The sequence below is a fragment of the Streptomyces sp. NPDC058632 genome (genome assembly GCF_042717095.1).
Taxonomy (GTDB): Bacteria; Actinomycetota; Actinomycetes; order Streptomycetales; family Streptomycetaceae; genus Streptomyces.
Map to the genome: position 1 here is coordinate 21,503 of NZ_JBHXQZ010000090.1, position 11,733 is coordinate 33,235.

7 protein-coding genes and 4 pseudogenes are annotated in these 11,733 nt (G+C 70.3%); 5 read left to right on the forward strand and 6 right to left on the reverse strand.

Features of this window, described 5'->3' with window-relative positions; translation table 11 throughout:
- Positions 1-27: 27 nt before the first annotated feature.
- The 4 genes and pseudogenes from ACFWVE_RS27970 to ACFWVE_RS27985 all read left to right on the forward strand — a co-directional run.
- The gene (locus ACFWVE_RS27970) at positions 28-888 is read left to right on the forward strand and encodes a TnsA-like heteromeric transposase endonuclease subunit (protein WP_384019570.1); all 861 of its coding nucleotides are present in this window, start codon (positions 28-30) and stop codon (positions 886-888) included.
- Positions 885-3,023 (forward strand): annotated as a pseudogene (locus tag ACFWVE_RS27975) (Mu transposase C-terminal domain-containing protein). The gene ACFWVE_RS27970 and the pseudogene ACFWVE_RS27975 overlap by 4 nt, the downstream one beginning before the upstream one ends.
- Before the next feature lie 104 nt (positions 3,024-3,127).
- Complete coding sequence (locus tag ACFWVE_RS27980; protein WP_384019588.1) at positions 3,128-4,132, forward strand: TniB family NTP-binding protein; 1,005 nt, start codon at positions 3,128-3,130, stop codon at positions 4,130-4,132.
- Positions 4,133-4,709: 577 nt separating this feature from the next.
- A pseudogene (locus ACFWVE_RS27985) lies at positions 4,710-5,083 on the forward strand (transposase); the annotation flags it as partial.
- A gap of 280 nt (positions 5,084-5,363) precedes the next feature.
- Here the strand turns inward: ACFWVE_RS27985 and ACFWVE_RS27990 are convergent.
- Positions 5,364-6,392, reverse strand: a pseudogene (locus ACFWVE_RS27990) (IS4 family transposase); the annotation flags it as partial.
- Between the two features lie 210 nt (positions 6,393-6,602).
- Positions 6,603-7,337: a hypothetical protein gene (locus ACFWVE_RS27995; RefSeq protein WP_384019573.1), complete on the reverse strand. Its 735-nt coding sequence runs from the start codon at positions 7,335-7,337 to the stop codon at positions 6,603-6,605.
- A gap of 396 nt (positions 7,338-7,733) precedes the next feature.
- On the opposite strand from ACFWVE_RS27995, the pseudogene ACFWVE_RS28000 reads away from it, so the two are divergent.
- Positions 7,734-8,386: pseudogene (locus ACFWVE_RS28000) on the forward strand (HNH endonuclease family protein).
- A gap of 159 nt (positions 8,387-8,545) precedes the next feature.
- Here the strand turns inward: ACFWVE_RS28000 and ACFWVE_RS28005 are convergent.
- The 4 genes from ACFWVE_RS28005 to ACFWVE_RS28020 form a co-directional block, all read right to left on the reverse strand.
- Positions 8,546-8,734, reverse strand: a complete 189-nt coding sequence (locus tag ACFWVE_RS28005; protein WP_384019576.1) for a hypothetical protein — start codon at positions 8,732-8,734, stop codon at positions 8,546-8,548.
- Between the two features lie 157 nt (positions 8,735-8,891).
- Complete coding sequence (locus ACFWVE_RS28010) at positions 8,892-9,275, reverse strand: profilin (RefSeq protein ID WP_384019579.1); 384 nt, start codon at positions 9,273-9,275, stop codon at positions 8,892-8,894.
- A gap of 297 nt (positions 9,276-9,572) precedes the next feature.
- The gene (locus tag ACFWVE_RS28015; protein WP_384019582.1) at positions 9,573-9,845 is read right to left on the reverse strand and encodes a hypothetical protein; all 273 of its coding nucleotides are present in this window, start codon (positions 9,843-9,845) and stop codon (positions 9,573-9,575) included.
- Positions 9,846-9,934: 89 nt separating this feature from the next.
- Positions 9,935-11,230 (reverse strand): replication-relaxation family protein, encoded by a 1,296-nt coding sequence (locus tag ACFWVE_RS28020; RefSeq protein WP_384019585.1) that lies wholly within the window; start codon positions 11,228-11,230, stop codon positions 9,935-9,937.
- Positions 11,231-11,733 lie beyond the last annotated feature (503 nt).

The following is an 11,733-nucleotide window of genomic DNA, read 5'->3' on the forward strand; positions in this document are numbered from 1 at the left end:
GGACGCAGCGGGGGCCGCTCACAGCACATGCAGACGGATACCGGATCCGAGTGGGAGGCGGTCTTCGTCGACCCCGTCGGGCAGGTGGTGCAGCAGCGGTGGGCGGACGCGGTTCTCGCGGTGGCCTTCGAGGAGCTGGAGCCGGTGTCGGCGTTCCCGGTGGTGCCGGGGCGGCGGTGGGGGCCTGGGCAGTGGTGGTCGGCCACGACCGGCCGGCATGTGGCGTGCGGGTCGGCTGCGATGCGGGCGCAGCTGATGGTGCTGGACCGCGAACCCGAGGTGGTCGGCCTGGCCGGGCGGCCGGTCCGTCTGCTGTGGCGGGACGCGCGCGGCCAGGTCCGCTCGTGGGTGCCGCAGCTCTTCGCCCGCCACCGCGACGGCACCGCCCTGCTGGCCGACTGCCCCAGCCACCCGGATGCCTGCGGCGAGCGGGCGCAGCGGGCTGCGACGGTCCTTCAGGCGGCGTGCGCGCAGGCCGGCTGGAGCTACCGGCGCCTCGAGCCGCTGGAGAAGACGCTTTCGGCGAACCTGAAATGGCTGACCGGCTACCGCCACCCCCGCAACGCCGGCCCTCCCCGTCTCGCGGCCGCCGTACGTGAGGTGTTCGCCCAGCCGCGGCCGCTGATCGAGGGCGCCGAAGCGGTGGGCGACCCGATCGAAGTCCTGCCCGCCGTCTTCCACGCCCTGTGGCACGGACACCTCACCACACCCCTGGACGTACCGCTCAACGAGCGGGTCCTCGTTGGCGGCCGCGAAGGCCGTCGGCCCGGCACCGGCCCCGAGAGCCTCACCTCCAGCAGCGCGTCGGCCGGCGACCACCTCGCGACGAATGACGTCGGGGACGCGGCATCCGGAACCGACGACCGCCATCGCGGGGGTGGGCGGTGAGCGGGCGGCGCGGCGGCAGACCGGTGCTCGAAGTCGGCGCGCACGTCCGCTTCCGTGATGGCACCTGGCAGGTGGTCGCCCTGACCGGGCAGCAGGTCCACCTGGCCGGTGAGAGCGGCGAGGACGAGACCGTGCTGGCCGGGCACCTGTTCGCCGACGGCTCCTTCACCATCGTGGGGGCCGAGATGCCCCAGGCGGTGACGCAGTGGGGGCTGTTCGAGACCGCACCCGAGCACGCGCGCCGCAAGGCGCTGGCCTGGCAGCGGCACATCCGCGAGGTGGAGTCCGGCCTCCCCGACGGGCCCGGCACCGACGGAGTGCCCCGGGCCGAGTACGACCCCGACCGGTTCACGCTCGCGCAGCGCGAAGAGGCCAAGGCCGCGGAGCTGACCGCGATCGGCTTCGGGGCTGTCTCGCGCACCACCGTGCAGCGCATGCGCCTGGCCTACCGCAGACAGGGCCTGTGGGGCCTGGTCAACCACCGCACCACCCGCCGCCCCAGCCCCACCGGGCGCACCAACGAACGCGTCATCGCCGCCATCGAGGAAGCGCTGCGCCGCCAGCGCGGCCGTTCCAAAGGCACCGTCAAAAGCCTGACACCCCTGGTCGCGCAGATCCTGGAGGACCGGTACGGCCGCCCCGCCGTGCCCATGCCCTCCCAGGCCACCTTCTACCGGCTCGTACACCAGCTCGCCGACCCTGCCGAGCACCCCCACCGCCCAGCCCGTACTCTCCCCTCCCTCACCGGCGGACGGGCGTTCACCCCGACGGTGGCGCTGCGGCCGGACGAGCAGGTACAGGTCGACACCACCCGCCTGGACGTTCTGGCCGTCTTCGACGACGGCACCACCGGCCGGCCCGAACTCACGATCGCCGTGGATGTCGCCACCCGCGCCATCCTCGCCGCCGTCCTGCGCCCGGCCGGCACCAAGGCCGTCGACGCGGCCCTGCTGCTCGCGGAGATGGCCGTACCGCACCCGGCCCGCCCCTCCTGACCCGACGCTCTGCGCCTCGCCCACGCCCCACTCCCCCAGCTGAAAAGGCTGATGGGCCTGGACGAACGCTTTCAGGGCGCAGCCGCCCGGCCGGTCGTGACGCCCGAGACGATCGTCGTGGACCGGGGCAAGGTCTACCTGTCCACGGCGTTCAGCGCCGCCTGCGAGACCCTCGGCATCAGCGTCCAGCCCACCCCGCCCCACGCCCCCGCCGCGAAAGGCATCGTCGAGCGCACCTTCGGCACCATCAACGCCCTGCTGTGCCAGCACCTGCCCGGCTACACCGGCTCCGACGTCACCCGCCGCGGACCGGACGCCGAAACCGAGGCCTGCTTCAGCGTCGCCCAACTGCAGGACCTGCTGGACGAATGGCTGATCCACTACCACCACCGCCCCCACGAAGGCCTGCGCCACCCCACCCTGCCCAAGAAGGCACTCACCCCGAACCAGATGTGGGCCGCCCTCATCGCCATCGCCGGCCACGTGCCCCTCCCGCTGAGCGGCAGCGACCACCTCGAACTGCTGCCCGTGCGCTGGCAGGCCATCACCGAACGCGGCATCCGCATCGACCACCGCACCTACGACGCGGACGTCCTCGCCCCCTATCGCGGCCAGCCCTCCCCCGTCACCACGCGCGGCGGCAAATGGGAGATCCACACCAACCCCCACGACGCACACCAGGTCTGGATCCGCCTGCCCGACGGACACCTGACAGAGATCCCGTGGATCCACCGCGACCACATCCACCAGCCGTTCAACAGCGCCACCTGGCAGCACATCAAAACCATCACCGCCCGCCACGGCGACCGCGACACCCACGAAGCCGACCTCGCCGACGCCCTCGACCAGCTCATGCGCCGCGCCCACACCGGCACCGCCACCCCCGGCGAACAGCGCCTGCTCACCCGCACCGCACCCCTGAAAACACCCCCGCCCACGGCCGCCACCCACCCTCCCCACGCCCCCGACCCGCCCGCCGACGGCTGGGACGACGACAGCCTCGACGACCTCGAAGACCTGCCCGACGTCGCGGAACAGGCCGACAGCGAGGACGAACCCGGCGATGACACCGCCGGCGCCCCCGTCCCGTACACCGGACTCGGCCTCTACGACCCCGCCCAGGAAGCCCTCAACTGGTGACCACTCGCCCGCACATCACCACCACCGGCCCGGCAAGCAAGCCTGCCCGCACCGGCGGCGACAGCCCGTGGCCGGACGCCCATGACAACGAACCGCAGTGGCCGATCACCACCTGGCAGGGCTGGGAGCACTTCGCCACCACCCCGCCCCCCACCCCGCCCCAGCCCGGCGACACTCCGCGCAGCACGGAAGAACGCCTCGTCTACCACTCCGCGTCCGTCACCGTCCGCACCCCCTCCATCACCACCCTCGCCACCCTCGCCACCCAGGTCCGCACCCTGATGCTGCTCGGCCACCACCAGCAGACCACCGCCCGGCCCTCACTGATCGTCACCGGCCCCGCCGAGGCCGGGAAAACGACCGCCCTCCTCGAAGTCGGGCGCACCTGCCACCTCGCCCACACCCGCAAACACCCCGCCCCGCCCGGACGCACCCACCAGCAGGTGCCGGTCGCGTACCTGCTGGTGCCACCCGGCGCCACCGCCAAGACCCTCGCCACCGAATTCGCCCGCTACCTCGGCATCCCCGTCACCACCCGCATGACCCAGACCCAGATCACCGAGGCCGTCTGCCACACCTACACCGCCGCCGGCGTCCGCCTGGTCCTCATCGACGAGATCCACCGCCTCAACCCGCGCACCACCACCGGCGCCGAAGCCACCGACCTGCTGAAAGACCTCACCGAACGCATCAGAGCGACCTTCGTCTACACCGGCATCGACGTCGCCTCAACCCCGCTGTTCGCCGGAGTCCGCGGCGCCCAACTCGCTGGCCGCGCCAGCCTCATCACCTGCGGCCCCCTCCCCGCCCGCCACGGCCAGACCCGGCCTTTCACCGACCTCATCACCGACCTCATCACCGACATGGAGAACGCCCTCGACCTGAACCGGCACACACCCGGCACGTTCCCCCGCCACGCCTCCTACCTCCACCAGCGCACCGCCGGCCGCATCGGCAGCCTCGCCCGGCTCATCCGCCAAGCAGCCATCACCGCCATCTGCGACGGCACCGAACGCATCACCAAGAAAGCCCTCGAAGCCATCCGCCTCGACCACCTCGCCGAAGAAGCAAGCCGCCCCCGCACCCGCCGAACAGCGACAACGGCATGATGCGGACGTGAAGAAGACGAGGGGTACACCGGCCCAGGAGGAGTCCGCTGCTGTCTGCGGCCGGGTATGGGACGTCCTGATCCCCGCCCGCGCCGGCTACCTGGCCGGCGTCTCACCGCACTACGACGAGGTCTTCCAGGACGTCGCACAGCGAACCGAGCGCGCAGGCAGCCTCGGCAAGACGGACATCGCAGCCCTGGTGGTCTGGAAACGGCTCTCCGCACAGACCCGGTGGGTGACAGAACTGATGTCCCTGCCCGACACCCACGTGCGAGCGGTCACCGAGCGGGCCGTCACCGCCGTCCGCGACACCACCCTCCCGCGCAGCGAGGCCGCCCGCACAGGGCGCGGCATCATCTGGGAACTGCCCGGCTTCCGCACCGGCAACGCCCTCGCCTCAGCCATCCTGACCGCAGCAGCACCACAGCGGATGGCCGTCTACGACCGCCGCGTCCAACACGCACTCGACACCCTCGGCCTCACCCTCACCCCCACACCGGGACGCTACGGCCGCTACCTGCAACTCCTCGACGACCTCCTTAGAAGTCATCTCATTTGGCTCGGTAGGCTGCCGGCCATGGCAGGGATCGTTGAGCGGCTGGTGCCGGACGAGTTGTGGGAACTGTTCCAGCGGGTGGTGCCGGAGACGCCCTCACGGCCCCAGGGCGGCGGCCGGCGCCGGCACGGCGACCGCGAGGTGCTGGCCGCGATCGTGTTCGTGGCGACGTCGGGATGCACCTGGCAGCAGCTTCCCGCCGCGTCCTTCGGGCCGTCCGGCGCCACGGCCCGCCGCCGGTTCACCGAGTGGGCCAAGGCCCGGGTGTGGGCCAAACTGCACCGCCTGGTCCTGGACGAACTCGGAGCCCGCGGCGAGCTGGACTGGTCGCGCTGTGCGATCGACTCGGTGAACATGCGGGCCCTGAAAAGGGGGAGCTGACGGGTCCGAATCCTGTCGTGTGCCCCGCCTGACCTGTTCCTTCTTGCGCACGATGTACTGCGAGACCGGATGGCGGGTGTAGCGGTCCGCCTCGCGTAGCCGCCGAAGACCGTTGTCGAGCTTGCGCACGACTTTCGTGGCCATCCGCTTCGTGAACTGCCGCAGACGGCGGGTCGACCGGCCGGCCTGGAGGACGACGCTGCGTCGTGTGTGCTTGAGGACCTTGACGAACGAGATCCGGTCGGGGTCCAGGCCCTCGCCGTCGGCCAGCCGCATGATGATCCGGTTCAGACAGTGATGGAGGGTCAGGTGGGCCCAGATCTCCTGCCGCACCATTTCCGGCGACACCGATCGCAGCACCTCGGCCTTTCCCCGCTGAAAGGTCTTCAGCTGCCGGTAGGCGGATTCGACCTCCCAGCGCTCGTGATATAGGGCTGCCAGCTCCTCGGCGGGCCCGGCCTCGGGATCGAGCAGGTCGGTCAGCAGCCTGGTCGTCTCGCCGCCGTCGACCTGGTAGTCGATCACCCTCACTGTCACCCCGCCCGGATGGGAGCGCCGCTGCCCGGCGAGATTCATCCGGGTCAGATAGGTGCCGTCCGGCAAGACCTCCATGGGCTTCGCGGCGACGAAGGTGCGGGCTCTGATCAGCACGTGTGCCCCGGCCTGCGTGTAGGCCTTCCACAGCACGACACCGGGGAAGGCCCGGTCCATGATCACCAGCATGCCTGCGGCGCTGCCGGCCATCTCTGTCGCCAGCGCGGGCTCGCCACCGCCGCCCTTGAAGCTGCCTATCCGCGCGTCGATCGTCGCGTGCGTACCGGTCTCGGTCAGCGTCACCACCCTGGCCTGCGGGAACCCGATGGGCCGACCGGCACTGTCCACCTGCCCACCGAAGGCGGCACGCGTCGTATCGTTCTCCGGCACGTCCAGCAAGAACCCGTCGACCGCGGCCACTCTCATCCCGCGCCAGAACGCCGCCTCGAGTGTGGGCGGAGCGATCGCCCCCGCCACACGGCGGAACACTCCTTCCAACGGCGGGGCCCCAAGCTGCTGCCGGGCCCTGGTGAACGACGACTTGTTCGGGACCGACTGGTCCAGCTCGCCCAGGGCCCCGACCAGGTTCTCCGCGACATCGTCGTAGGAGTCCTGCTGGAACAGCGCCAGAGCAAGCACGAAGTAGACCATGAACCGGCTCGACAGGGGACGGGGCTTGGCATCCCGCCGACCACACGCTCCCAGCACCTCGTCCACCAGCTCAGGAACGATCCACTCGGTGAGCAACCCGAGCCGGACCTCATCGGATAACCCGATCCATGGATGCATGTCCGGTCAACGAACCAGCACCCCGGCGGTCACCGCGTCGAATTGCTTGCACCCTTCAAGCAACGGCATTGCGACACCGGTTGCAAATGGTCGGCCCTGCTGCCAGCGGTCCGTGTACGGCACCGACCGATGCGCCCCAGGCCCGCGCCCCAGGATGCGACTCAGGGCGCGGCCTCGTCGGAAAGCGGCCGTTACTCGGAAACAGACCGCTCAGCCGATGACGATGAAACTGAAGTCCCGGTCGGCGAGGACGTAGTCGGAGGCGCAGGTTTTGATGGTCACACTGTTGGTGTCGATCGCGGCGATGTGGGTGGTGTCCTGCATGTACCAGGGGTGGGCCCTTTCCCAGATGGTGGCCGTCGCGCTCGGGGCCGCGGCGAAGGGGGTGGCGAACACGATGCGGAACGTACCGGTGGCGATCTTGTTGGCCGTGAAGTTGCCGCTGGTGGCGTGAATGGCGCCGCCGGCATCGATGTTGCCGCGTACGACGTGTCCGCCCAGGGTGCCGGAGCCCGGTGCGGGCCCGGGGGTGCCGGCAGTGCGCCGCAGGTGCCAGACTGTGCCGCCTTCCTTGGCCAGCCAGATCTGCTGGTTGGCAGCACCGCCTGCCAGGTTCGGGTTGGTGAAGACGTGGGTGCCGTTGACGGTGACGGTGGCCTCGTCCAGGCGCCATTCGTCGGCACCGTCCAGCCGGATGTAGACCGGGAAGAGGTCGAGGTCGGCGACGGTGAGCTGCGGGCTCGTGGGGTCGTTGAAGTTGGCGTTCGAGACGTTGCTGCCGGTACCGATGACGAACGTGTCGGTGGCGCCTGCCTGGAAGTCGTTGCCCGCGGTGTCCAGGTTGAACTCCCGGCCGGCGATGCCGAGGTAGACCCCGTTACTGGTTCCCCCCGCGAAGGTGTTGGCTGTTCCGATGGTCGCGACGATTCCCGTAATGTCTGTCATGGACACTTTCCTTATCTCGCTGCTCGACGCAACGAAGGTGACGACCCGGAGGAAGGCGGCTGCCGCGCACCCGCCCTCTCGCTGGAAGCGCAGCTACCGCTTTCACCACCAGTATCCGGGCAATTACCCAGCGCCAATAGTGGGATTGGGGAGCGCACACGCAGTGCGCAGAGGCGTAAACCCTCCGTTGAGGCGCTTCCACACCAACCAGTGCCATGCAAGCCGGTCAACGGTGCGCACGCCTGTTTCAGCCGTCGCTTCGCCGGAGACCGACTGCACCGGCCGATCATCCGACTTACCGCCCGCACGGGTAATCTGCACCCGCATTCCGGTCCGTCGGCACGCGCCTGCCAGTACGAAGATCACGTCCCGCTGCCGTGACCTTCGGAGGAACCCGTGCGCATCCGCGCCGCCGCCCTCACCGCCCTCGCCGTCCTGCTCGCCCTCGCCGTCGCCCACGCCACACCCGGCGACACCATCACCCGGCCCGTCCGCGCCGCCCTCGCCGCCCTGCCCGTCGCCGACGAATCCCGCGCCGGCTACACCCGCGACAAGTTCAAGCACTGGACCGACGCCGACCGCGACGGCTGCTCCACCCGCAACGAGGCCCTCCTGGACGAGGCCGTCGCAGACCCCGCCCGCACCGGCCGCTGCACCCTCAGCGGCGGGCGCCGGTACAGCCCCTACGACGACACCTACGTCGCGACGGGCCCCGCGGCCTCGACATCGACCACTACGTGCCCCTCGTCGAGTCCTGGGACTCCGGCACCTCCGCCTGGACGACCAAGGAGCGCGAGGCCTACGCCAACGATCTTGATGACACGCGTGCCTTGACCGCGGTCACCACGGCCAGCAACAGGCCGAAGGCAGACCAGGACCCGGCGACATGGATGCCACCGGCCCGGGCGTACCACTGCGAGTACGCGACGACGTGGATCGCGGTCAAGACGCGCTGGCAGCTATCGGTGGACCCGGCCGAGGCATCCGCCCTCAAGAACGTGCTGGAGGAATGCCCGAATCAGCCGGTGGCGGTCGAACTGGCACGGTAGCCAGTACCTGTCACAGTAGCCCCGGCCCCCGCGGGCCGGGGCTTCGCTGTGCGCGTCCGCAGCAGCCGCTCCCCGCGGCACATGCCCCGGCTGAGAGGACGTTTGAGGAGCACAGACGGGTTCTCAGGCGTCGCTGAACTTGTGGGCAGAGCCGCCGCGTCACTCCACCCACTGCGGGTCGTCCAGGACGGCCTCGGGGTCAGCGACGCCCGCGCCCTCGAGGAACACGACCAAGCCGTGGTCGCTATAGGCAGTGCCGAGGATCTCGTCCCGGCCGCTGCTGTGCACGGTGACTCTCCGACCGCCCGAGAGGGAGGGCCGGTGCACGACGATCGGCGCGCTGGTCACGCCTCCCAGCGTGCCCCGGGCCGGTTCGGTGAGCTAGGGCGGCGCGACCAGGCCCCCGGGGGGCCTCACCGGGGGCGGCCTCGGGGTCCTTTATGTTTCGGCGTGAGTCCCGCATGCGGGACAGATCGTTCGAATAAAATCGAACGGGGGTGTTGGCCTAGTAGCCGTTCTCGGTGAGGTGGTCGGCGAGCTTCTCCACCGCATTGGCTGCAAGGTCGGGGGACTGACGCTCGTCGTAGAACCCGATCAGGATGGCCTGCTGAGTCTTCACCAGGGCGACGCCCGTGGCGCCCTTCGTGCCGTAGATGCTGCGGTCGTCCCCCTTGGTGCCCATGTACTTCACGCCGTTGACGACGACGCCCATATCGAAGACCTGGGCCGGCCTCTTGAACAGGGCAACGATGCCCTTCCCCTCGCTACCCCTGAGCTGATACCCCGGGCTCTGGGCCCAGGTGAGGCCGTCGAGGCCAATGATGACCGCGTACCGGATCTGACCGGTGCCCACGAGCTGCTCGTCCACATACGACTGCCAGCCAGACATGACACACCCTTTCAAAGGAGCCGGGTATCCGTCTGTCACGGGCCTCGGCACACTCACCTTTCCTCAACGTCGGCATGAGTATGGGCATATGGCCGATACCCGACAGGTCTCCCACCCCAGCGGGTGAACGGCACCTGTCGGCCCAAGCCAGATGTGCGCCAGTACGACCAGGGCGCGCTACGCACACCACTGTGCACACCGACACTCGCCATCGACCACCATGACGCGCCATACCTCGCGGTCACTCTCTGGCAGCCGCAGATGACCAAGGAGACACGCCCTAGTCGGCCCGGGACATCAGGGACTGTCGCCGCCCCAGTCCCAGCGGGCCGGATCGCCGGGGCGCGGGTCGTACAGCGCCCGGCCCCCGGGGCCGAACTGCCCGAGCTCCGTGAGGAGGGAGACACCGTCGTCGATCTCCTCCAGCCTCCAGCCGGTGGTGTCGAGCAGCAGGCCGTCCAGCGGCCCGCCGACCAGTTCGGCGTAGCGCCGTCCCGGCTTCGGGCCCGGGTGGTCGTGGTCGGCTCCGTAGATCCGGCCGCGCAGCAGCTGCTCATCGTCGCTGTCCATGCCCTCCAGCCTCGCAGCCGTCACCGACAACGCGGGCGTGCCCAGGCGGTCCTGGGTACGCCTCGCGATGCCGGCGTGGCTTGCCCGGGTCAGCTGCGCCAGCGTCCGAGCCAGCCGCTGGCCTTCGATGCCTGCGCCGCTTCCGCCTCCTGGCGCTCCTGCTCCTGGCGCTCATGTTCGGCCTGTTCCGCCTGCCGCTCCGCTTCGAGCGCCCGCGTCCTGCAGTCGTCGCACAGGTGCGGGTGGCTGTCCCCGCGGCCCCAGTCGACGGTGGTGCTGGCCTTCCACCGGTCGTCGGTGAACTTCTGTCCGCAGTCCCCGCACACCGGGCGCTGAGCCTCGCGTTCGGCTGCTTCCTGCGCGACTTGGCGCCGCCCGGCTTCGGCACGGCGGGCGAGGGCAGCGTCGCGGCGGGGGTTGCCGATCGCGTCCCAGAGGTTCTGGTAGCCCTCGCGGCCGAAGCTCTGGAACGCGGGCCCGGCCGGGCCGTGCTCGCGCAGCAGCTCCAGCGTGGTCGCCACGATCGGCATCTTCCCGTTGTAGATGCGGAAGCCGCCTTCTGCCCACTGGCCCTGCCAGTGCTCGCGGGTGAGTTCGGCTACCCGCTCCATCTGCTTCAGCGCGGACCGCTTGCCGACTTGGTTGAAGACGAGCAGGACCGGCGGGTGCGGTGCGTCGCCCCACCGGAGATCGGGCGCGGACCATCGGGTGCGCCACATCGGCTTGTCCTGGCCGTCGGTGTCCTTCACCGTGCGGCGGAAGTGGCGTATGTACCTGTCGAACTTGGCCGCGATGATGAGGGCTTCCTCGGTGCAGTTGTCGGCCTCGATGAACAGCAGCGGCAGCCCGGCCTCCGGGGCGATGAGGACGATGTCGGCCCATGCACACCCCACGCCGGGGTTCTTCCACGTGCCCGTCGCCGGGAGGGCGACCTCGGTGGCGTAGGAGGTGATGGTGCCGATCCCGTCGGGCGCATCAACGGCGGCCTGGGCGGCCGCGACGGCTTCGGCCGGCTCACCGGCCACCAGGTCCAGGTCGGGCTTCGGGCGGATCATGGCGAGGACGGTCTCGTTGACCGTCATCGCGTGTGAGGCACCCGAGCGGCCCGCGCTCTTGGGCATGCCGCCCATCTCTTCCGGCCCCCGGTCCAACTCGAGTCCGGCGGCGGCCAGCCCGTCCTTGGTGAGCAGGCGCACTTCCTCTCCCCCTCGGGTGCGGCCGCCGTCGACGGACAGACCGTGCCTGCACAGATCGTTGAGCGCGCCGCGATGGGAGGCGGTGCGCGCCTCCTTCCGTGCAGCCGCCGTCTTCTTCGTGGTGTGCCGGTACGTCAGGTGCGGTGAGGACAGCCGCTGGATCTGATCCGCCGTCGCAGCCTTGAGCACCCGAGCGCGCGCAGCACATCGGCGCGCAGTCCGGTCGACGATCCCGCCTCGTTCGTCTTGCGCTTCGCCATCAGCCCCGCCCTCCCATGCGTCGCGACCGGCCACCGGCCGGGCGCCGGCCCCGCCCGGCCGCAGAGGGCACCAGGCGCGCCCTGAACCCGATGATCGCCTCCACCACTGACACCCCACCCCCACCTATTTCCCAGGGCTTGGTCGGTGAGAGGAGGAGAGAAGAGGGTTGTGACGACGCGTCGTCACGCCGAAAAGCCGTGGTGTGCTGCGGAAATGTGGTCAGCGCTCGTGCCGGGCACGGAAGTGGGTACGGCAGTGGGATCGCAAGCGCCGGCGGCAGGAGACTGCGGCGGCTTGCCCGGCCGACCAGCTCTTCCGGCGCTGGGCGCGCGGCTGGCCGTTCGGCGGTGCGGTCAGGGTACGGCGGGCGCCTGTGTTCGGTCATCATCCTGGTCTCTCCCTTGCGTTGGCGTCCTCCACCGGCCTTACAG

Excerpts from the sequence above, each read along its gene's own strand:
- ACFWVE_RS27970 (WP_384019570.1), top strand. The coding sequence starts at position 28 with ATGCAGACGGATACCGGATCCGAGTGGGAGGCGGTCTTCGTCGACCCC.
- ACFWVE_RS27995 (WP_384019573.1), bottom strand. The coding sequence starts at position 7,337 with ATGACAGACATTACGGGAATCGTCGCGACCATCGGAACAGCCAACACC.
- ACFWVE_RS28015 (WP_384019582.1), bottom strand. The coding sequence starts at position 9,845 with ATGGACAGCGACGATGAGCAGCTGCTGCGCGGCCGGATCTACGGAGCC.
- ACFWVE_RS28010 (WP_384019579.1), bottom strand. The coding sequence starts at position 9,275 with ATGTCTGGCTGGCAGTCGTATGTGGACGAGCAGCTCGTGGGCACCGGT.